At 61.9% G+C, this 20,256-nt stretch carries 13 protein-coding genes; 4 read left to right on the top strand and 9 right to left on the bottom strand.

Annotated features, from left to right (window positions below):
• Positions 1 to 857 (bottom strand): hypothetical protein (locus PMI03_RS11770; protein ID WP_007693288.1); only part of this gene is annotated, 857 nt, incomplete at its 3' end.
• A 306-nt stretch (positions 858 to 1,163) separates the two neighbouring features.
• Here PMI03_RS11770 and PMI03_RS11765 point away from each other — a divergent pair.
• The 4 genes from PMI03_RS11765 to PMI03_RS11750 all read left to right on the top strand — a co-directional run bounded on the left by PMI03_RS11765 (position 1,164) and on the right by PMI03_RS11750 (position 9,060).
• A complete protein-coding gene (locus PMI03_RS11765) occupies positions 1,164 to 2,402 on the top strand; it encodes an MFS transporter (RefSeq protein WP_012651156.1) in 1,239 nt (412 codons plus the stop codon).
• A gap of 185 nt (positions 2,403 to 2,587) precedes the next feature.
• On the top strand, positions 2,588 to 3,697 hold the full coding sequence (locus PMI03_RS11760) for a methyl-accepting chemotaxis protein (RefSeq protein ID WP_007693286.1): 1,110 nt from the start codon (positions 2,588 to 2,590) through the stop codon (positions 3,695 to 3,697).
• Positions 3,698 to 3,866: 169 nt separating this feature from the next.
• Entirely contained in the window at positions 3,867 to 6,515 is a 2,649-nt protein-coding gene (gene pepN, locus PMI03_RS11755; RefSeq protein WP_007693285.1) for an aminopeptidase N, read from the top strand.
• 229 nt (positions 6,516 to 6,744) lie between these two features.
• On the top strand, positions 6,745 to 9,060 hold the full coding sequence (locus PMI03_RS11750) for a PAS domain-containing sensor histidine kinase (protein ID WP_007693284.1): 2,316 nt from the start codon (positions 6,745 to 6,747) through the stop codon (positions 9,058 to 9,060).
• A 1-nt stretch (position 9,061) separates the two neighbouring features.
• Here the strand turns inward: PMI03_RS11750 and PMI03_RS11745 are convergent, their stop codons facing one another.
• The 8 genes from PMI03_RS11745 to ccmI form a co-directional block, all read right to left on the bottom strand.
• Positions 9,062 to 12,022 (bottom strand): bifunctional [glutamine synthetase] adenylyltransferase/[glutamine synthetase]-adenylyl-L-tyrosine phosphorylase, encoded by a 2,961-nt coding sequence (locus PMI03_RS11745; RefSeq protein ID WP_007693282.1) that lies wholly within the window; start codon positions 12,020 to 12,022, stop codon positions 9,062 to 9,064.
• A 138-nt stretch (positions 12,023 to 12,160) separates the two neighbouring features.
• Complete coding sequence (locus tag PMI03_RS11740; protein WP_007693279.1) at positions 12,161 to 13,576, bottom strand: HAMP domain-containing sensor histidine kinase; 1,416 nt, start codon at positions 13,574 to 13,576, stop codon at positions 12,161 to 12,163.
• Positions 13,573 to 14,331 carry a response regulator transcription factor gene (locus PMI03_RS11735; protein ID WP_007693277.1) on the bottom strand — a complete coding sequence of 253 codons (759 nt, stop codon included), beginning with the start codon at positions 14,329 to 14,331 and terminating at the stop codon, positions 13,573 to 13,575. The genes PMI03_RS11740 and PMI03_RS11735 overlap by 4 nt, the downstream gene beginning before the upstream one ends.
• Positions 14,332 to 14,435: 104 nt before the next feature.
• Positions 14,436 to 15,992 (bottom strand): Do family serine endopeptidase, encoded by a 1,557-nt coding sequence (locus tag PMI03_RS11730; protein WP_007693275.1) that lies wholly within the window; start codon positions 15,990 to 15,992, stop codon positions 14,436 to 14,438.
• A gap of 174 nt (positions 15,993 to 16,166) precedes the next feature.
• Positions 16,167 to 16,622, bottom strand: coding sequence for a cytochrome c-type biogenesis protein (locus PMI03_RS11725; RefSeq protein ID WP_007693274.1), 456 nt, complete (start codon positions 16,620 to 16,622; stop codon positions 16,167 to 16,169).
• Positions 16,619 to 18,610 carry a heme lyase CcmF/NrfE family subunit gene (locus tag PMI03_RS11720; RefSeq protein WP_007693266.1) on the bottom strand — a complete coding sequence of 664 codons (1,992 nt, stop codon included), beginning with the start codon at positions 18,608 to 18,610 and terminating at the stop codon, positions 16,619 to 16,621. Before PMI03_RS11720 ends, PMI03_RS11725 begins: the two co-directional genes overlap by 4 nt.
• Positions 18,607 to 19,056, bottom strand: coding sequence for a cytochrome c maturation protein CcmE (gene ccmE / locus PMI03_RS11715; protein ID WP_007693264.1), 450 nt, complete (start codon positions 19,054 to 19,056; stop codon positions 18,607 to 18,609). The genes PMI03_RS11720 and ccmE overlap by 4 nt, the downstream gene beginning before the upstream one ends.
• Positions 19,053 to 20,201, bottom strand: a complete 1,149-nt coding sequence (ccmI, locus tag PMI03_RS11710) for a c-type cytochrome biogenesis protein CcmI (RefSeq protein WP_007693262.1) — start codon at positions 20,199 to 20,201, stop codon at positions 19,053 to 19,055. Before ccmI ends, ccmE begins: the two co-directional genes overlap by 4 nt.
• Between the last annotated feature and the right edge of the window lie 55 nt (positions 20,202 to 20,256).

Genomic DNA, 20,256 nt, shown 5'->3' with positions numbered 1-20,256 from the left:
CCCGCCACAACGGCTTGCGCCCATTCGAACCCCTCGTCCACAGCCGCGAACTTCACGGCCTGCCAGCTGCAATATTCATCGAGAAAGTCACGCGACATCCATAGCCACGTCTTCTTCGGCTCGTCGTACCAGCCAATGCAGCCGTGGTCGGCGGCCTTGCGCAAAAGGCGCTGCAAATGGGTGCGCGACATCATGAACTGCGCGGCGATGGCGCGCGTGTCGATACGGCCAAGGTCGATGCGACCGTCAGCCTCCGCGCCCGGATCCACCCGGGACATGAGGTTATCAACCACAAGACCGCCTGCCTCCGTCCATAGGAACATGCCGACCCGCTCCGGCGGCTCGCGCCAGGCCGCCTCCTCCAGGCAGCGGCGCGCCATGCGTGGCTGTGCCAGATCGAACAACCCCGGATGAGTAGCAAGCGCCACGGCACGGCTGCCATTGTCGAGCAGATCGAGGGCGGCAAGATTGGCGAGAAACCAACTGAACATCGCAGCATGACTGATCTCCGCCGGCTCATAACGACGCGGGCGCAGGACCGGGCCGGCAGCGGGAGCGAGGAAACGATAGGTCAGCAGCTCCTCGATGTAGGTCAGCACGGTATTGCGGCTCGCCACACGATGTTGCGTAATAAGATTGCGGAGCTCGACGGCAGTCAGGCCGGAGCCGGCTATGGCGGGATCGTATTCCAAATGAAGCGCATAGGCCGTCTGGGTCAACAGCCAACGCTGTTGCGAGGCCAACAGGCGCGCAATCCGCGGTCCGCTATCATAGCGGTTCCGCAGCGCCTCCGCCAGAAAGCGCAGGGAAGATACGAATTTGGGATGGCAAGCAAGTTGCTCGGCGGAAAGACTCAAGCGGGCCTCCTTATGGCGCCCTTCTTAAATATCAATAGGAAAGGAATTTTTCTAATTCTTACATAAATTTGCCGCCACCATGCACCATATTGGTACAACATAGCATGCTATAAGCGCTGTTAACGCAAGAGGTTAAACAAAAAATACTTTCCCAACTGCCTTTTCCATGGCCGCGCGATCGCAAGACGGGAACGACCATCCGCGTCACACAGAGTCGCGATTGATCGCGCATCCTTGCCGGGTTAGAGCAAGATGGCCGTGGCAATCGGCGTGCTCTTCAACCCAATCGACCGGAATCCCGTTCCAATGCTGGCCAGCCTCGTTTCGATCGCCAGTCTGATGTTGTCAACGCTGTTGATGATGATCGGCTATGGCCTGATGAATTTCGTCGTTCCGATCCGCTCGGTGGCGGAGGGCTGGTCGACCTTCACCATTTCGGTGATCGCCACCGGCTATACGTTCGGCTTCACCATATCCTGCATCATCACGCCGCGCTTCGTGCGGCGGGTGGGGCATGTGCGCGTGTTCGGCGCGCTGATCTCGCTGCTCAGCATCGGTATCCTGCTTTGCGCCCTGATGGTCGATTGGCGCGCCTGGCTTGCCTTCCGCTGCATCAGCGGCTTCGGCATCGCTGGCGCCTATCTCATTATCGAAAGCTGGCTGAACGAGCGGGTCAACAATGACAACCGCGCGACCATCTTCTCCGTCTACATGATCACCTGCCTGGTAGGCTCGATCGGCGGCCAATATCTGGTGCCGCTCGGCGACCCCAGCAATACCTCGCTTTTCATCCTGTGCGGCATCATCTTCGCGCTCGCCATGCTGCCGACCGCACTCTCGACCGCCAAATCGCCGACGCCGATCCATGAGGCCAAGTTCGACCTGCCGAAGCTTTACCGGCTGTCGCCCATCGCCTTCATCGGCTCACTGCTGTCGGGCGCCCTCTCCGGCACCTGGAGCAGCCTTGGCGGCGTCTACACCCAGAATGTCGGCATGAACACGGCCGAGGGCGCGACGCTGCTTGCCTGCGTGCTCGCCGGTGGTGCGGTGTCGCAAATGCCGATCGGCCGCATCTCCGATCTCGTGGACCGGCGCTACGTGATGATCATCTGTGGCGGGATCGGTGTTGTCGCCTGCATCATCATGACCTTGTTCGACGCGCATACGCTGATGACGCTCTATGTCGCCGGCTTCTTCATCGGCACCGTGCTCTACCCGATTTATGCGCTCAATGTCGCCCATGCCAACGACCGCGCCGCCCCCGACGAATATGTCACCATTTCCAGCGGCATCATGCTGCTCTACGGGCTCGGCACCGTCTCCGGCCCACTGGTCGGCGGTGCGATGATGGAATTCGTCGGTCCGTCCGGCCTTCTCTGGTTCCTGGCATTGGCTTTCGCACTTTACGCGGGCTACGCCGGCTGGCGTATCGCCAAGCGCAAGCCGAACGAAGGACGTATCGAGAAGACCGATTTCCAGTCGATCCCGCTTCCCGTGCGCGGCGGTGAGCCACCCGCTCCTCAGGCGCCGTCGACAGTCGATTGACCAGCTAGCCCCTGGCGAAGACTTTTTTTGGGTTAAAACGATATGGCTACTTCATAACGGGCCATATTAACCTTTTAAAAACCATAGTATTTCAACTTCATTTCACCGCATTCAATAATTCCGGCGGCATATCATGTATTTCCAATAACTACTTCAGCTTTTACTGTTTACGAGGTCTAGGTCCGATGACAGCAGCCCCATCGATGAAACGGAGCTCTCAACAACATGCGGTAACGCCGCGCTCGATGCGTGTCGTGACCGATGGCATCGGCAAGGACCTCGAGCGCTTCAGCACCGATAACACCCATGTCGTCAAGCAGATTAAGCTTCTGGCGATCAACGCGCTGATCGAGGCTGCCCGTGCCGGCGAAACCGGCAAGGGCTTCGCCGTGGTCGCCAACGAAGTGCAGCGCCTCGCCCAGATCGCGACCGATATCGCAAGCAAATTTCAGGATAACGTGCTCAGCCGCATTGGGGTCAGCCGCAGCATGGCCGAAGCGCTGGTGGAGGAGATGGAGGGCGTTCGCCTGACCGACCTCGCCCAGACGCTGGTCCAGCTCATCGTCCGCAATCTCTTCGAGCGCACTGCCGACGTCCGCTGGTGGGCAACCGACACCGCCCTTTGGGAAGCGCTTCAGGACCCTCAGCCGCAACGTATCGCCTTTGCCGCCGAACGGCTCGGCGTCATCAACCGCTTCTATACGGTCTATCTCGATCTGGTCGTGACCGACATGAAGGGACAGGTCATCGCCTCGGCCAACCCCGCCTATCAGCGCAAGCTCGCCGGCGCCAATCTTGCCTCGGATGCCTGGTTCAGGGCGGCAGCCAACTGCCGGTCGGGCGATGACTATATCGTCGACGAAGTCCGGCCGAGCGAATTTCACGAGCGGCGAAACGCGCTGGTCTACGCCACCGGCATTCGCGAAAGCGGCCGATCCGACGGCAAGCAGATCGGCACGCTGGGTGTCTATTTCGACTGGCAGAACCAGGGGCAAGCGATCGTCGACAAGGAAGCCAACCTGCCGCCGCAGATCGCCGAAAAGACCGTGGTGATGCTGCTTGACGGCAAGAGGCGCGTGATCGCCTGCAGCGACCCGAAGCTCATGTTCTCGCATTTTGCGCTTGCCAATCCCGAGGGCACGACGCGAGGAAGCTATTATGACAACAACGGCGCGATCGTCGCCTACGCCAAGACGCTCGGCTATGAGGATTATGATGGTCTCGGATGGTATGGCGTTGTCGTGCAGCAGACCGAAGCCGACGATGTGATCAGGACGGCTTTCAACCTGAAATGATGCACAACCTTCTCGATCAAATACTTTCCCCGCCGTCACAAATTGCAGCGATGCGATGATATGACTTTAACTTTGGTTCAGATTTCGATGTAATGATGCGGCGGATTTCGCTCCAGAGCTTTGCTCCGGATCAATGCCCGCCGCAGTATCAGCCCGATCAGGATAGACCATGCGAACAGACACCGGCCAGATCGTTCATCTGGCAGACTATCGTCCCACCGACTTCGTTCTGGAACGCGTGGACCTTACCTTCGATCTGCATCCGACGGAGACCAAGGTCGAAGCCCGGCTGATCTTCCATCGCCGCGAAGGCATCGATCCCAAGGCACCGCTGGTGCTCGACGGAGACGAGCTTGTCCTTTCGGGACTGTTGCTCGACCAGACCGAACTGCCTGCCGAACAGTATATCGCAACGCCCGACAGCCTGACGGTCCGCGACCTGCCGGAAAGCGCGCCCTTCGAACTGACGATCACGACGGTCATCAATCCCGAAGCCAATACGCAGCTCATGGGGCTCTATCGCACCGGCGGCGTCTACTGCACCCAATGCGAGGCCGAAGGCTTCCGCCGCATCACCTATTTCCCCGATCGCCCTGATGTGCTTGCGCCCTATACGGTCAACATCATCGCCGACAAGGCCGCCAATCCGCTGCTGCTGTCGAACGGCAATTTCCTCGGCGGTGCCGGCTATGGCGAGGGCAAGCATTTCGCCGCCTGGTTCGACCCGCATCCGAAGCCGAGCTATCTCTTTGCGCTGGTCGCTGGCGATCTCGGCGTGGTCGAGGATACGTTCGTCACCGCGTCGGGCCGCGAAGTGGCGCTGAAGATCTATGTCGAACACGGCAAGGAGCCGCGCGCGGCCTATGCGATGGATGCGCTGAAGCGCTCGATGACATGGGACGAGGAGCGGTTCGGCCGCGAGTACGATCTCGACATCTTCATGATCGTCGCCGTTTCCGATTTCAACATGGGCGCGATGGAGAACAAGGGGCTCAACGTCTTCAACGACAAATATGTCCTTGCCGATCCGGATATCGCCACCGACGCCGACTATGCCAATATCGAGCGGATCATCGCACACGAATATTTCCACAACTGGACCGGCAACCGCATCACCTGCCGCGACTGGTTCCAGCTCTGCCTCAAGGAAGGCCTGACGGTCTACCGCGACCACGAATTTTCCGCCGACCAGCGCTCGCGTCCGGTCACGCGCATCGCCGAAGTTCGTCATCTGAAGTCGGAGCAGTTTCCGGAAGACGGCGGCCCGCTCGCCCATCCGGTGCGCCCTACGACCTACCGCGAGATCAACAATTTCTACACGACGACGGTCTATGAGAAGGGCAGTGAAGTCACCAGCATGATCGCGACCCTGCTCGGCCGCGATCTGTTCAAGACGGGCATGGACCTCTATTTCGACCGCCACGACGGCCAGGCCGTGACGATCGAAGACTTCGTCAAATGCTTCGAGGATGTCAGCGGCCGCGACCTCGCGCAGTTCTCGCTCTGGTATCACCAGGCCGGCACGCCGCTCGTCACCGCTTCCGGCGCCTATGATGCCGCCGCGAGGAGTTTCACGCTATCGCTCGAACAGATGCAGCCGGCCACTCCTGGCCAGACGAGCAAGGCGCCGCTGCACATTCCGCTGCGCATGGCGCTGATCGCCGAGGACGGCACGTTGCTGACGCCGACATCGGTGACCGGCGCGGAACTGACTGGCGACGTCCTGCATCTGACGGCACGGACGCAGACGGTGGTCTTCAACGGCATTCCCTCGCGGCCGGTGCTGTCGCTCAACCGCAGCTTCTCGACGCCGATCAATCTGCAATTCAGCCAGAGCGCCAAGGATCTGGCGCTGATCGCCCGTTACGAGACCGACCATTTTGCCCGCTGGCAGGCGCTGATCGATCTTGGCCTGCCCAACCTGCTGCAGGCCGCCCGCGACGCCCGTGAGGGCGCGCCGGTGACCTGCGATGCCGTCTTCATCGACACGCTTCTGGCCGCCGCCAGCGACGAAAGCTTGGAGCCTGCCTTCCGCGCCCTGGCGCTCGCTTTGCCGAGCGAGGCCGACATCGGCCGCGAACTCGGTGGCGACAACGATCCCGACGCAATCCATACTGGTCGACAGGCGATCCTCAAACAGATCGCCGAGGCCGGGAAGGACATTTTCGCATCCCTCTACGACGGCATGCAGACACCCGGCCCCTTCAGCCCGGATGCGGCCAGTGCTGGACGGAGGGCGTTGCGCAATGCTGCCCTTACCTATCTCTCGCTTTCGGACGATAGTCCCACCCGCGCCAAGGCGGCCTATGACGCCGCCAACAACATGACCGACCTCAGCGCCGCACTGACCATTCTCGCCCACCGTTTCCCGGACACGGCGGAGGCCAAGGCTGCCCTCAAGGACTTCCACGACCGTTTCGCCGAAAACGCGCTGGTCATCGACAAATGGCTTGCCATCCAGGCGGCCATTCCGGGTGCGGCGACGCTCGATCGCATTCAGGGCCTCATGAAGAGGCCATTCTTCAAGCGCACCAATCCCAACCGCATGCGCGCCCTCGTCGGTACCTTCGCCTTCTCCAATCCGACCGGCTTCGGCCGTGCCGATGGTGCCGGCTATCGCTTCCTCGCGCAGGAAATCCTCGATATCGACCAGCGCAACCCGCAGCTTGCCGCCCGGATTCTGACCTCGATGCGCTCCTGGCGCTCGCTGGAACCCGTTCGCGCCGACCATGCCCGCTCCGCCTTGATGCAGATCGAGCGTGCCAACAGCCTTTCGACCGACGTTCGCGACATTGTGGATCGTATCCTCAAGGACTGATTTTCCGCTTGCCATCCGGTGACCGAGGCGGGTGATTTGCACCCGCTTTTTCATCCTGAACGAGTCTCGGATGCCGACGACCTATCCTTGCGAGTACAAAAAGCGCTGAAATCACTTATGGTTAACAAAGTTTTACCAGACCCTCTGGACAAGGCGAATCACGAGTGATTCATTAGGGTAGATTCGGGCGAGCGGCGCAGCGAATCACACGAGGGACAAGGCTAGAGCGATGGTGGACGTGCGGCGGGCAACCGCGGCCGAAGGACGGCTGCGTGTTAATTTCGACGGTCTGAAATCCTGGCATAGCGGTGTTAACGATAGAGCGGGAGTCCGCGCGGAGACGATTTCGCGCCGATTTCCGCAAACGGAACATATTCTGAAGCGGGTCATTCCCGTCCTCATCGTCTCCTTCCTGATGGTCGTTGCCGCCTCGCATTTCTTCAGCATGGTCACCGAACACGGACGCATGGCAGCCTCGGCTCGCCAGGCGACATCGCTTTCCATTGCCGCGGCGGCGGCCGCATTTTCCAACGATGCCAGCCTGTTTCGGGCCGGTGATCGCGATGAAGCGGAAAGGAAGCTTTCGACCTACCTTCCGCAGGACCGGCTCGATCCCGGCGCCTTCGTGCTTCTGGTCCAGGCGAGCGGCCGCGTCTTCGGCTCATCGGCCGCCGGATCCAACTATATCGGCCTGACGATCTCCGATTTCTTCCCCGAGGTCTCGGCCATCCGCAGTTTCGGCGACCATGCCGGCGTGATCGAGACGATGATCGACGGGGCGCCCTATTATGCGGCGATTTCGCTGATCGGCGACAAGGGCGATTTCGTTCTCTCCGCCGCCTCGATGGAGCAGATTGACAAGCTCTGGCGCGATGAACTGACGCTCAACGTCACGCTCTTTGCCGGCATTTCCTCCATCCTGCTCGTCATCCTCTACGCCTATTACACCCAGGTGAAACGGACGCGCGACGCCGACGAGATCTTCCTCGAATCCAACATGCGCGTCGAAACCGCGCTGTCGCGCGGCCGTTGCGGTCTCTGGGATTTCGATTTCGCCAGCCGCGAATTCTTCTGGTCGCGGTCGATGTACGACATGCTCGGCCTGCCGGCCGCCGACCGGCCGCTGTCGTTTGCCGACGCGGAACGGCTGATGCACCCCGACGATAACAGCCTGCATACGCTGGCGCGCTCGATCACCCGCGGCAATGCCGGTCAGGTCGATCAGATCCTGCGCATCCGTCATGCCAAGGGGCATTATGTCTGGATGCGCGCCCGCGCCCAGGTCATCCGCACCAATTCCGGCCGTGTCCACATGATCGGCATCGCCATGGACGTCACCGAGCAGCATCGGCTGGCGCAGCGCTATGCCGAGGCCGACCAGCGTCTGGCCGACGCGATCGAATGCACCTCGGAAGCCTTCGTGCTCTGGGACAAGAACGACCGACTGGTCATGTGCAACGACCATTTCCAGCAGGCTTACGGCCTTCCGAACGGCGTGCTGGTGCCGGGCACGGAACGCGCCGTCGTCAACGCCGCCGCAGCACGCCCGATCATCGAGCGGCGCATCGTCGATCCCGGCCGCTCCAACCATTCGCAGACGACGGAAGTGCAGCTTGCCGACGAGCGCTGGCTGCAGATCAACGAACGCCGGACGCGCGATGGCGGCCTCGTTTCCGTCGGCACCGACATCACCCAGCTCAAGCGCAATCAGGAGCGTCTGCGCGAGTCCGAGCGCCGGCTGATGGCGACGATCAACGACCTCTCCGCCTCCCGACAGATCCTCGAGCGGCAGAAGGCCGAGCTTTCGACCGCCAACACCAATTATCTCGCGGAAAAGGAACGCGCCGAAGCCGCCAACAAGGCGAAATCGGAATTCCTCGCCAACATGTCGCATGAGCTGCGCACGCCGCTCAACGCCATCCTCGGTTTCTCCGAAATCCTTCAGGACCAGATGTTCGGTCCGCTGGGCTCATCCCGATACAATGAATATGCCAAGGATATCCACGACAGCGGCAAGCATCTGCTCAACGTCATCAACGACATTCTCGACATGTCGAAGATCGAGGCGGGTCATATCAAGCTATCCTGCGAGAAGATCGATCTCGCGCCCCTGATCGAGGAATGCCTACGCCTGACTTCCATCCCGGCCGCCTGCAAGAACATCCACGTCGAGCAAAGCATTTCCTCCGGCATCAAGCTGACGGCTGACCGCCGCGCCATGAAGCAGATCCTGCTCAATCTCCTTTCCAATTCGGTGAAGTTCACCAACAATGGCGGCCGCATCGCGGTGCGGACCCGCAAGGTCGATGACGCCGTGGTACTGACCATCGCTGATACCGGCATCGGCATTCCCAAATCGGCGCTCAGCAAGATCGGCCAGCCCTTCGAGCAGGTGCAAAGCCAATATGCCAAGAGCAAGGGTGGCTCGGGCCTCGGGCTCGCCATCTCGCGCTCGCTGACATTGCTGCATCACGGCCGCATGCGGATCCGTTCACGCGAAGGCATCGGCACCGTCATCGCCATCCGCATCCCCGACCGGGGCTGAATCAGGCCTTCACCACCGACTGAAAAACTTTCCGCACCGCTTTCGACAGCCGCTTCAGCTCCGCCTCCAGCGTACGGATATCGGGGCAGTCGCCGGCCCGGCAGACCAGCTCGATCAGCCCGGAGGGAGCCTTGCCGGGATCGAATGGGCCGTCGACGCAAAGCCGGATGAGCTGGGACAACTCGGTGTAGAGATGCAGCGCCTCCAGGCAGAGATCGAGATCGTTGCGGTCCATCAGGCTGCCACCGAGCAGTTTCAGCGCCTCGCCGGTGCTCAGGCCATTGGCATCGATGCCGACGCCGCGAACAGGTGCAATCAATCTCAGATATTGCGCGATGAATTCGATGTCGATCAGCCCGCCGGGGATCAGCTTCAGGTCCCAGATGCTGACCGGCGGCTTTTCCTGTTCGATGAGACCACGCATCTCGGCGACATCCCCCGCGATCTTCAGAATATCTCGTTTTGCCGAGAGCACCTCGCCGATGATCCGCTCGGCGCTGAGGATAAGGTCCTCATCGCCGCAGATCAGGCGCGCACGCGACAGCGCCATGTGTTCCCAGGTCCAGGCCTCCTCGCGCTGGTATTTCTCGAAGGAATTGATGCGGGTTGCGACTGGGCCTTTGTTGCCGGACGGACGCAGGCGCATGTCGACTTCGTAGAGCACGCCTTCCGCCGTCGGCGCCGACAGGGCCGCAATCAGCCGTTGGGTGATGCGGGTGAAATAACGGGTGGCGTCGAGCGGCTTCGGGCCAGAGGATTCGCCTGCGATGCCGTCGTAGTCATAGAGCAGGATGATATCGATGTCCGAATCGGCGGTCAGCTCGAAGCTGCCGAGCTTACCCATGCCCATGACCGCGACGCGGCCGCCGGGATAGTCGCCATGCGCAGTCGTGATCTCCTTCATCACCGCGTTCAACGCCGCCTCGACGATCAGATCGGCAAGATAGGTGAAGGCACGGGCCGCCATGGCGCCGCCGATCGTACCCGTCAGCAGGCGGATGCCGATCAAGAAACGTTGCTCGGAAGCGAAGATGCGCAGCCGGTCCAGCACCTCCTCGTAATGCCCCACCGAGGCCAGAAAGCTGGTGATCCGCTCGGCCAGATAATCGCGCGTCGGCAGCTCCGCCATCAGACCGGGGTCCAGCATGCCATCGAAGACATGCGGCTTGGCGGCGATGATCTCGGCGAGCCGCGGTGCCGACGACATGATGTTGACGATGAGGGAGAGCAAGGCCGGGTTGGTGCTGAGCAGCGAAAAAAGCTGGATACCGGCGGGCAGGCCGGAGATGAAACTATCGAAGCGCAGCAGCGCCTCGTCTGCTCGCTTGCTCTCGCCGAAGACCCGCAGCAGCTCCGGCGTCAATTCGGTCAGCCGCTCGCGCGCCTCGACTGACTGTGTGGCGCGGTAGCGGCCGTAGTGCCAAGTGCGGATGACGTTGGAAATATCCGACGGGCGCTCGAAGCCGAGGCGACGCAGCGTCTCCAGCGTGTCCGGATCGTCGCCCTGACCGGTAAAGACCAGATTGCCGGTCCCGCCCGAAAGCTTGGCTTCCTGTTCGAACAGACGCGCATAGCGCCGCTCTACCGTCTTCAACCTGGTGACCAGCGCCTCGGAGAAGCTGGAAATATCGGTGAAGCCCATCATGAAGGCGACACGCTTCAACTCGGCATCGGTTTCGGGCAGCAGATGCGTCTGCTCGTCGCGTACCATCTGGATGCGATGTTCGACATCGCGCAGGAACCAATAGGCCTCCGTCAGCTCGTCGCGTGTTTCCGCGTCGATCCATTTCGCCTTGGTCAGCTCCGCCAGCGTTTCCTCGGTGGCGCGGGAGCGCAGCTCCGGCATGCGGCCGCCGGCGATCAGCTGCTGCGTCTGGACGAAGAACTCGATCTCGCGAATGCCGCCACGGCCAAGCTTGACGTTGTGGCCTTTGACCGCGATCGCGCCATGGCCCTTGTGCACATGGATCTGCCGCTTGATCGAATGGATATCGGAGATCGCCGCATAGTCGAGATATTTGCGGAAGACGAAGGGCACGAGATCGCGGATGAAGGCCTGACCGGCGGCAATATCCCCGCCGACGGCGCGCGCCTTGATGAAGGCGGCGCGCTCCCAATTCTGCCCCCTGCCCTCGTAATAGATCATTGCCGCGTCAACGGGGATGGCAAGCGGCGTCGAACCGGGATCCGGACGCAGGCGCAGATCGGTGCGGAAGACATAGCCGTTGGCGGTGCGTTCCTGAAGGATACGCACCAGGCGGCGCATCAGGCGCGGAAAGATATCGATGGCATCATCGGGATTGGGAACGATACCGGCCATCTCGTCAAAGAAGACGACCAGGTCGATATCGGAGGAATAGTTCAGCTCCCCGGCGCCGAGCTTGCCCATGCCGAGCACGATCAGGCCGGAGCCACGGCTCGGCGCGGAGGGATCGAGAAGCGTGACCTTGCCGGCCTCGTGCGACGACAGCAGCAGATGATCGATCGCCGCCGAAATCGACGCCTCGGCAAGCGCACTCAACCAGCGCGTGGTCACCCTGCCATCGAAGATGCGAGCGAGATCGGCAAGCGCGATCAGGAAGGCGGCGCGGCGCTTGGCGATGCGCAGTCGGCTCATGACCTCGGATTCGGAAGGAGAGGATGTATCCCCCTCTCCCGGCAGCCAGGCGCGGCGGGCCTCGGTCACCAAAACCTCAATTTGCGGCGACAGTGGTTTGCTGATGCCCGCAACGAGCAATGCCGGATCGAGATTGGCGGTTTCGCGAAGATAAGGCGAGAGCGTCAATGCGGCGATAATAAAATCGCGCAAGGAACTATCGCCATCGAGAAGAGCGGCGATTGCCGGTTCGGATTTGGCGATATCCTTGAGGTCGGCAAGCGCCGCTTTCAGCTCCGTCTGGTTGAGCGGCCGAAGCCGACCGGGCGGAACATTCCGCAACAGATCGCTTTCCATCATCGTCATGCAGTGTCCTCCCTACCGCGGCGCGCATCCGACTGGACACGCAAAGACGCGGTAACCTCTTGAATCGAAACATGATCCCGAAAATCATCAACGACTTTCGGGATCATGTTTCGAGCAATCCGATGAAGCAGGATTAACCTATTGTTTCTGCGTGGGGAAGATCATGGTCACGGTGAGGCCACGGGCATCGGGGCTAGCCGGGTCGGTATCGGAAAGCTCCAGCTGGCCACCATGCAGCTCCATCACCGCCTCCACCAGCGAAAGGCCAAGGCCGGTACCGGGCTTGGAGCGGCTCTCGTCCAGGCGGAAGAAACGCTTGATCACCTCGGTCCGCTGGTGGGCGGGAACCCCTGGCCCATGGTCCGCGACCGCGAGGTTCACGGCATCCGGCGTCCGCGACAATTTCAGCGTGACCGCCTGCTTGCCGGGGCAGCCGGAGGCATATTTGACGGCATTGTCGATCAGATTGAAGATCGCCTGGCCGATCAGTTCGCGATTGCCCTGTACTTCGACATCGGGCTCGATTTCGGCGGTCAGGGCGAGACCCGCCTCTTCGGCCACCGGCTCATAGAGCTCGGCGGTATCGGCGACGATGGAGGAGAGATCGACGCCGGTCATTTCGGCGGCGACCGAACCCGCCTCGACGCGGGAGATCATCAGCAGCGCGTTGAAGGTGCGGATCAGCTGATCGGATTCGCCGATAATACCTTCCAGCGCCACGCGACGGCCTTCGCCGTCGGCATTATCGAGCGCATCCGCCGCCTTGTTGCGCAGTCGCGTCAGCGGCGTCTTCAGGTCATGGGCGATGTTGTCCGAGACCTGCCGCAGGCCCTCGTTCAATTTCTCGATACGTCCGAGCATGGCATTCAGCGATGTCGACATGCGGTCGAATTCATCGCCGGAACCACCGACCGGCAGGCGCTGCGACAGATCGCCGGCCATGATCTTGCGGCTGGCATCGGTCATGCGGTCGATGCGCTTCAGCGCGTTGCGGCCGATGCCGAACCAGATGACCAGCGCGCCGAGGCCCATGATCGCCAGCGCCAGCATCAGCGCCTGGCGCACCAGTACGCGGAAACGCTCAGGCTCGCCGAGGTCGCGGCCGATCAGGATGCGCAGGCCGTTGTCGAGGAGGAAGATATTGGCGATGGCCAAATGCCGGCGTTCGGGATCGACACCGGAATCCGTGTAGCGTTCATAGACGAACGGCAGCTCCGTCCAGCCGGCCTGGCCGAGAACGCCGGGCTGCACCGAAGCGACGTTGCCGGCGAGGATATCGCCGGTGGGGCTGGCGATGACATAGAGGTTGGCGCCCGGCTGACGGGCGCGGCGTTCCATCGTGCGCAGCAGCAGGTTCAACCCACCGACATCGTAGGCACGCTTGACCTGGCTGACTTCCTGCTGCACGGCATCGCGGATCTGTCCGGTCAGCAACCGCTCGGACATGGCCGTGACGTAAAAGACGAGCGTGGCGGCGCAGAGCGCGAAGAGAAGGATATAGAGGGCGGACAGGCGGACTGCGGTGGACTTGAAGAGGACGCGAAAGCGACTCATCCTTCGTCCTTGATCATGTAGCCGGCGCCACGGATCGTCTTCAACAGCGGCTGGCTGAAGTCTTTTTCGATCTTCGAGCGCAGGCGCGAGACATGGACGTCGATAACGTTCGTCTGCGGATCGAAGTGATAATCCCAGACATTTTCGAGCAGCATGGTGCGCGTCACCACCTGACCGGCATTCTTCATCAGATATTCCAGCAGGCGGAACTCGCGCGGCTGCAAGGGAATCTCCTTGCCGCCGCGGCGGACCTCATGCGACAGCCGGTCAAGCTCCAGATCGGCAACGCGGTAGAGCACATCCTGATCCGGCGTGCCCTTGCGGCGGCCGAGAACTTCAACGCGGGCGAGCAATTCGCTGAAGGCGTAGGGTTTCGGCAGGTAGTCATCACCGCCGGCGCGAAGGCCGGTGACGCGGTCGTCGACCTGGCCAAGCGCGGAAAGAATGAGAACCGGCGTGTGCACACCCTTGCGGCGCAGCTCGCTGATGACGGAAAGACCGTCGCGGCGCGGCAGCATGCGGTCGATGATGGCGACGTCGTAGGCATTCTCCGTGCCCATGAAGAGACCGCTCTCGCCGTCGCTCGCATGGTCGGCAACAATGCCAGCCTCACGAAACGCCTTGGTGAGATAGGCGGCAGCCTCAAGATCGTCTTCGATAATCAAAATCTTCATGTGGGCGACATTATCCGCCGGCAGTGCTTTAGCACAACCGGAATCGGAGGAGTCCACAGCATGTTGGCCAGAGGTTGTCATCTTGTACCCGCCTGAAAATGTTGATCGGTGAAGGCACGTTGGAAACAGAGGAGCCGCGCCAGCCGTGGCCAGCGCGGCTCCAATTCATTCAATCGGCCGAAAAATCAGCCGGCGTTGATCGGCAAAGCAACGAAGCGGCTGCCGTCGCCGGACTGAATCTGGAACAGCGCGCGGGTGCGGCCATCCTTCTTCGCCTGCTCGATAACCTTCGCGATGTCGCCGGCATTGGAGACTTCCTGGTTGTTGACCGAGGTAATCTTCTCGCCTTCCTTCACGCCCTTGTCGGCGGCGTCGGAGTCCGGATCGACACCGGTGATCGCGACCCCCTTGCCATCGTCGGACGGGCCGACGGTGAGGCCGAGATCGGCAAGCGCCTTTTCGGAGGACGGCTGCTGTGGCTGGGACGGCTGCGAATTGTCGTCGTTCGAAGCCTGGCTCTGTTCGGCCGGCAGCGTACCGAGTTCGACGGTGACCGACTGAGACTTGCCGCCACGCCACAGCGAGACATCGACCTTGGCGCCCGGCTGCATCGCACCGATACGGCGGGCGAGATCGCGCGGATCCTTGACCGGCTCGCCGTTGACGGCGGTTACGACGTCACCGTTCTTGATGCCGGCCTTCTGGCCCGGAGAACCGTCCTGCGGGGAGACGACCAGCGCACCACTCGGCTCAGACAGGCCGAGAGATTCGGCAATGTCCTTGGTAACCGGCTGGATCTGAACACCGAGCCAGCCGCGCGATACGGTACCGCTCTTGATCAAGTCGGCAACGACGTCCTTGGCCGTGGTGGCGGGGATGGCGAAGGCGATGCCGACGCTGCCGCCCGACTGCGAGAAGATCGCAGTGTTGATACCGACGACCTGGCCGTTAAGGTTGAAGGTCGGGCCACCGGAATTGCCCTTGTTCACAGGGGCATCGATCTGGATGTAGTCGTCATAGGGGCCGGAATGAATGTCGCGGCCGCGGGCCGAGACGATACCGGCTGTCACCGTACCGCCGAGGCCGAAGGGGTTGCCGACGGCAACGACCCAGTCGCCGACACGAACCTTCTCGTCGTCTGCCCAGCTGACATAGGTGAACTTCTTGCCCTTGCCGTCGACCTTCAGCACAGCGAGGTCGGTGCGCGAATCCTTGCCGACCAGCTTGGCGTCGAACTCGGTGCCGTCATTGAGAATGACAACGAACGCAGCACCATCGGAAACGACGTGGTTGTTGGTGACGATATAGCCATCTTCCGAGACGAAGAAACCGGACCCCTGGGCGACCGGGCGCAGATGACCCTTGCTATCGGGCTGACCTTTTTGCTGACCTTGCTGCTGGTTGCGACCCTGCTGCTGCTGTTCGAACTGCTTGAAGAACTTCTTCAGCGGATGATCGTCCGGCAGCTCGTCGAAACCGCGGCCGAGGCCGAAGGAATCGTCCTCATCGGCAACCGGATTGATGCGGGATTCGACGCGAACGGAAACGACCGCCGGAGATACGGCGTCGACGACATTGGCGAAGCTCGGAACCTGCGGAGCCTGAACATTGACGGCATCTGCGTAGGAACGGCTGACTTCAGCCGGGACACCGGCAGCAAGGGCGGCAACAGCGAGACCGGCGACGACAGAAGCTTTCATAGCGGTGCTACGGGACAAAGTGTCCTTGATATTCCTGAACATATGCGAGTTACCTTTTCTTCTCTCGTCCGATTTTCTTCCACCGGCGGAACCGGTGATGAAGGCTCATGGGAATGATATAGGGCTTCAGACCTTACAGCGAACTGTCCGACCCATGAAAACTTGGTAATGTAACGAAATATTGTCGACAGGAGCAAAACAACCTGTCGTGTGACATCACTTGTCGAGGATCTCGCTAAGGCGCGCCTCTTCCTCCGGCGTCAGCCGCGTACCCGTCGGCTTTCCGACGCGGCGTCTGGCGTAAACTGCGAGAGCAAGCCCGCCGAAAAGGAAGAGCGTCACCGGCGCTCCCCAGAGCAGCAACGTCTTTTCGGTAAAGCGCGGCTTCAACAGCACGAACTCGCCGTAACGGGAGACGATATAGTCGAGCACCTGCTTGTCGGTATCGCCATCGGCGAGGCGCCTGCGGACCAGAAGCCGCAGGTCGCGGGCGAGATCGGCATTGGAATCGTCGATCGACTGGTTCTGGCAGACCATGCAGCGCAATTCGGCCGAGATCGTGCGCGCTCGCGTTTCCAGCGCTGGATCGGGCAACACCTCGTCCGGGTTGACGGCGAAGGTGGGAGCGGCCGCGAGAAAGAGTGCAAGGGCCAGGAACAACCGCCGGATCATTCCGCCGGCTCCATGGCTGGGCGGGACACCGGTTTCGCCTTGCGGCTCGGGGCGCCGACGCGCAGGCGACGGTCGCTGAGCGAGATGAAGCCGCCGAGTGCCATGATGACCGCGCCGCCCCAGATGCAGAGGATGAAGGGCTTCCACCAGATGCGAACGACCATACCGCCGTTGTTGGTGGGATCGCCGAGCGAGACGTAAAGCTGGCTCAAGCCGAGGGTCAGAATGCCGGCCTCGGTCGTTGCCGTGCGGCTGGCGGTAAAGACGCGCTTGGAGGACGAAACCTCGGCGACAGCGACGCCGCCACGGCTGACGGTGAAGTGGCCGCGATCCTCGGTGAAATTGGGGCCGACGCCCGGCTGCGTGCCGTCGAAACGCAATGTATAGCCGCCGAGTTCGGCCGTGCCGCCCGGCTTCATCGTGGTGATATTCTCGGTCTCGAACGTCGTAACCGCGACGATGCCGAGGACGGTGACGCCGAGGCCGGCATGGGCAAACGCCGTCCCGAAGGCGGAGCGCGGCAGGCCGCTCAGGCGTCGCCAGGCGACATTGCCTTTAACCTTGCCGAGGCCAGCACGATACCAGAGATCGGTCACGGCGCCGAAGACCAGAAAGAAGCCGGCGGCAAGGCCGAGAACGGCAAGCACCGGCCCGCCATGGCGGACGTAGAACAGGATGAGGCCCGCGATCAGGGCAAGGCCGGCGGCAACATAGAGCCGCTGCAGCACGCCGAGCAGATCGCCGCGCTTCCACGCCAGCAGCGGTCCGAAGGGAACGGCAATCAGGATCGGCGTCATCAGCAGTCCGAAGGTCATGTTGAAGAAGGGCGGGCCGACGGAGATCTTGTCGCCGGTCAACGTTTCCAGCGCCAGCGGATAGAGCGTGCCGGTCAGCACCGTGCCGCAGGCGACCGTCAGGATGAGGTTGTTCAGCACCAGCGCGCCTTCGCGCGAAATCGGCGCGAACAGGCCGCCGGCGGCAAGCCTCGGAGCGCGGAAGGCGAAGAGCGACAGCGCGCCGCCGATGAAGATCATCAGAATACAGAGAATGAAGATACCGCGCGTCGGATCGCTGGCGAAGGAATGCACCGAGGTCAGCACGCCGGAGCGCACCAGGAAGGTGCCGAGGAGCGACAGCGAGAAAGTCAGGATCGCCAGAAGAACCGTCCAGATCTTCAGCGCATCGCGCTTTTCCATGACGAGCGCGGAATGCAGCAGCGCCGTGCCGGCAAGCCAGGGCATGAAGGAGGCATTCTCGACCGGATCCCAGAACCACCAGCCGCCCCAGCCGAGTTCGTAATAGGCCCAATAGGAGCCCATGGCGATGCCGAGCGTCAGGAAGGTCCAGGCGGCGAGCGTCCACGGACGGACCCAGCGCGCCCAGGCGGCGTCGATACGGCCTTCGAGAAGGGCTGCCACGGCGAATGAGAAACAGACAGAGAAGCCGACATAGCCGAGATAGAGCAGCGGTGGATGGATCGCCAGGCCGATATCCTGCAGCACCGGATTGAGGTCCTTGCCCTCAGCCGGGGCCGGGTTGAGGCGAATGAAGGGATTGGAGGTCAGAAGGATGAAAACCAGGAAAGCGGCCGAGATCCAGGACTGCACGGCGAGCACGTTGGCGCGCAGCGTGTCCGGCAGATTGCGCCCGAACAGTGCAACGAGCGCGCTGAACAGCGCCAGAATCAGCAACCAGAGCATCATCGATCCCTCGTGATTGCCCCAGACGCCGGAGATCTTGAAAATCATCGGCATCAGCGAATGAGAATTCTCCCAGACGTTCAGTACCGAGAAATCAGAAGTGACATAGGCATAGGTGAGCACACCGAAGGAAAAGGCGACCAGCGCGAACGTGACGATGGCGCCGACCGGGGCGATATCCATCATCGACAATTCGCCCCGCCGCGCACCGATCACCGGGATGATCGAGACGATGATCGCGGTCGCAAGCGCCAGCACCAGCGCGTAATGTCCAAGCTCGATGATCATTGGCTTGCTTCCTCGCCCTTCCAGACGCCGTCGGCCTTCAGCCGGTCGGCAACCTGCTTCGGCATGTAACGCTCATCATGCTTGGCCAGCACGCTGTCGGCAACAAAGACGTCGCTGCCCGGCTCGAATTTGCCTTCGGTAACGACCCCCTGCCCCTCGCGGAAAAGATCGGGCAGGATGCCGTTATACCGGACCTTGATCGCATCGGAGCCGTCGGTGACGGAAAACTGGACCTGCGTGCCCTCGCCGCGCACGATGCTGCCCTCGCCGACGAGACCGCCGAGGCGGATCAAGGTTCCAGCGCCGATGGGGCTCTTGGCGAGATCGCCGGGCATGTAGAAATAGGCAACCGACTGGCTGAAGGCGAAGAGGACGAGAAGCACGGCAGTGGCGATGAAGCCCATGCCGCCGGCAATGACGGCCAAACGTTTCTGCTTGCGGGTCATTGCTGCGTTACCTCCGTCGGCAGTCCGAGCTCCTTCGCCAGAGCCACGAGCTGCTGCCCCTCGCCGCCATAGGCGGGAAACGCGGCAAGACCGCGCTTCAGCGCATCGGCCGCACGCTCCCTGTCGTTCAGCACGGCATAGGAGCGGATCAGCCGCATCCAGCCCTCGAAATTCTTCGGATCTTCCTTGAGCCTGGCGTCCAGGCTCTCCACCATGCCGCGGATCATCTGCTGCCGATCGCCGCTGTTCAAGGCACTGATAGCCTTAACCTGCTCGGGCGTCGGATTCCCCGGCGCCTTCGCGTCAGCCGCGGCCATATCCTCCGCTGTGCCGCTGTTCTTGGCGATATGATCGTTGACCGCAGCCATCCAGGGCGCTTCGGGCGGAGATTGCTTCGCCAGCGCCACGAAGGCGGTTCTGGCTTCCGCCGCCTTGCCGTCCTGCTCCAGCGCCAGCGCGAGATAGAACAGCGCGCGGGGATTGTTGGCATCGAGCGCAAGCGACTGCTGTAGCGTGCTGCGCGCCTCCGCCGTGACGATGCCGCCGGCCTTCATGATCAGCACCTCGCCCAGGCTGCCAAACCGCTCGGCGCTGGGGCCGAGCAGGCGAATGACATTGCGGTAGGCAAGCTCCGCGTCAACGATGCGGTTGGTCTTCAGGTAGATCGGCGCCAGCACTTCCCAGCCCTTGCCGTCATCGGGGCTCTGCGCCAGATGCTGCTCGACCTTGACGATCGAGATGGCGAGATCGTTGCCGGGCTGTTCGAGACGCGCCTCCAGCGGCTGCGACGGCAGGCCGGGGGCGCCTTTCATGAGATAAAGACAGAGCCCGATGGCGGGCAGTATGAGGATGATGAAGGCCTGCGAGAAACGATAGTTACCGTGCCTAGCCGCTTTCGCGGTATTCGACGTGGCATTCGAAACGGCCAGCAGGCGGCGGCCGATTTCGGCGCGAGCATAGCCGGCCTCTTCCGCCGAAATCAGGCCGCCCGCAAGATCGCGGTCCAACTCGCGAAGCTGGTCGCGGTAGACCGCAACCTCCCCGGCACGGCCATCATCCGCCGCATTTGCTCCGCGCAAAAGAGGATAGAGCAGGACGGCGCCGACAACAGCCGTCAGAACGGCCACGAGAATCCAGAACAGCATAGACGCCCAATACTTTAACCGGGCGACTATTCCAACCATCAAAGCCGGGTTGACG

Origin of the sequence: Rhizobium sp. AP16 (assembly GCF_000281735.1) — a bacterium.
Classification (GTDB): domain Bacteria; phylum Pseudomonadota; class Alphaproteobacteria; order Rhizobiales; family Rhizobiaceae; genus Rhizobium; species Rhizobium rhizogenes.
The sequence above is the reverse complement of the archived record's forward strand: the minus strand, read 5'-3'. Positions and strand labels throughout refer to the sequence as shown.

Coding starts and splice junctions, on each gene's coding strand:
- PMI03_RS11765 (WP_012651156.1), top strand. CDS start 1,164: ATGCTGGCCAGCCTCGTTTCGATCGCCAGTCTGATGTTGTCAACGCTG.
- PMI03_RS11760 (WP_007693286.1), top strand. CDS start 2,588: ATGACAGCAGCCCCATCGATGAAACGGAGCTCTCAACAACATGCGGTA.
- pepN (WP_007693285.1), top strand. CDS start 3,867: ATGCGAACAGACACCGGCCAGATCGTTCATCTGGCAGACTATCGTCCC.
- PMI03_RS11750 (WP_007693284.1), top strand. CDS start 6,745: ATGGTGGACGTGCGGCGGGCAACCGCGGCCGAAGGACGGCTGCGTGTT.
- PMI03_RS11745 (WP_007693282.1), bottom strand. CDS start 12,022: ATGACGATGATGGAAAGCGATCTGTTGCGGAATGTTCCGCCCGGTCGG.
- PMI03_RS11740 (WP_007693279.1), bottom strand. CDS start 13,576: ATGAGTCGCTTTCGCGTCCTCTTCAAGTCCACCGCAGTCCGCCTGTCC.
- PMI03_RS11735 (WP_007693277.1), bottom strand. CDS start 14,331: ATGACAACCTCTGGCCAACATGCTGTGGACTCCTCCGATTCCGGTTGT.
- PMI03_RS11730 (WP_007693275.1), bottom strand. CDS start 15,992: ATGTTCAGGAATATCAAGGACACTTTGTCCCGTAGCACCGCTATGAAA.
- PMI03_RS11725 (WP_007693274.1), bottom strand. CDS start 16,622: ATGATCCGGCGGTTGTTCCTGGCCCTTGCACTCTTTCTCGCGGCCGCT.
- PMI03_RS11720 (WP_007693266.1), bottom strand. CDS start 18,610: ATGATCATCGAGCTTGGACATTACGCGCTGGTGCTGGCGCTTGCGACC.
- ccmE (WP_007693264.1), bottom strand. CDS start 19,056: ATGACCCGCAAGCAGAAACGTTTGGCCGTCATTGCCGGCGGCATGGGC.
- ccmI (WP_007693262.1), bottom strand. CDS start 20,201: ATGCTGTTCTGGATTCTCGTGGCCGTTCTGACGGCTGTTGTCGGCGCC.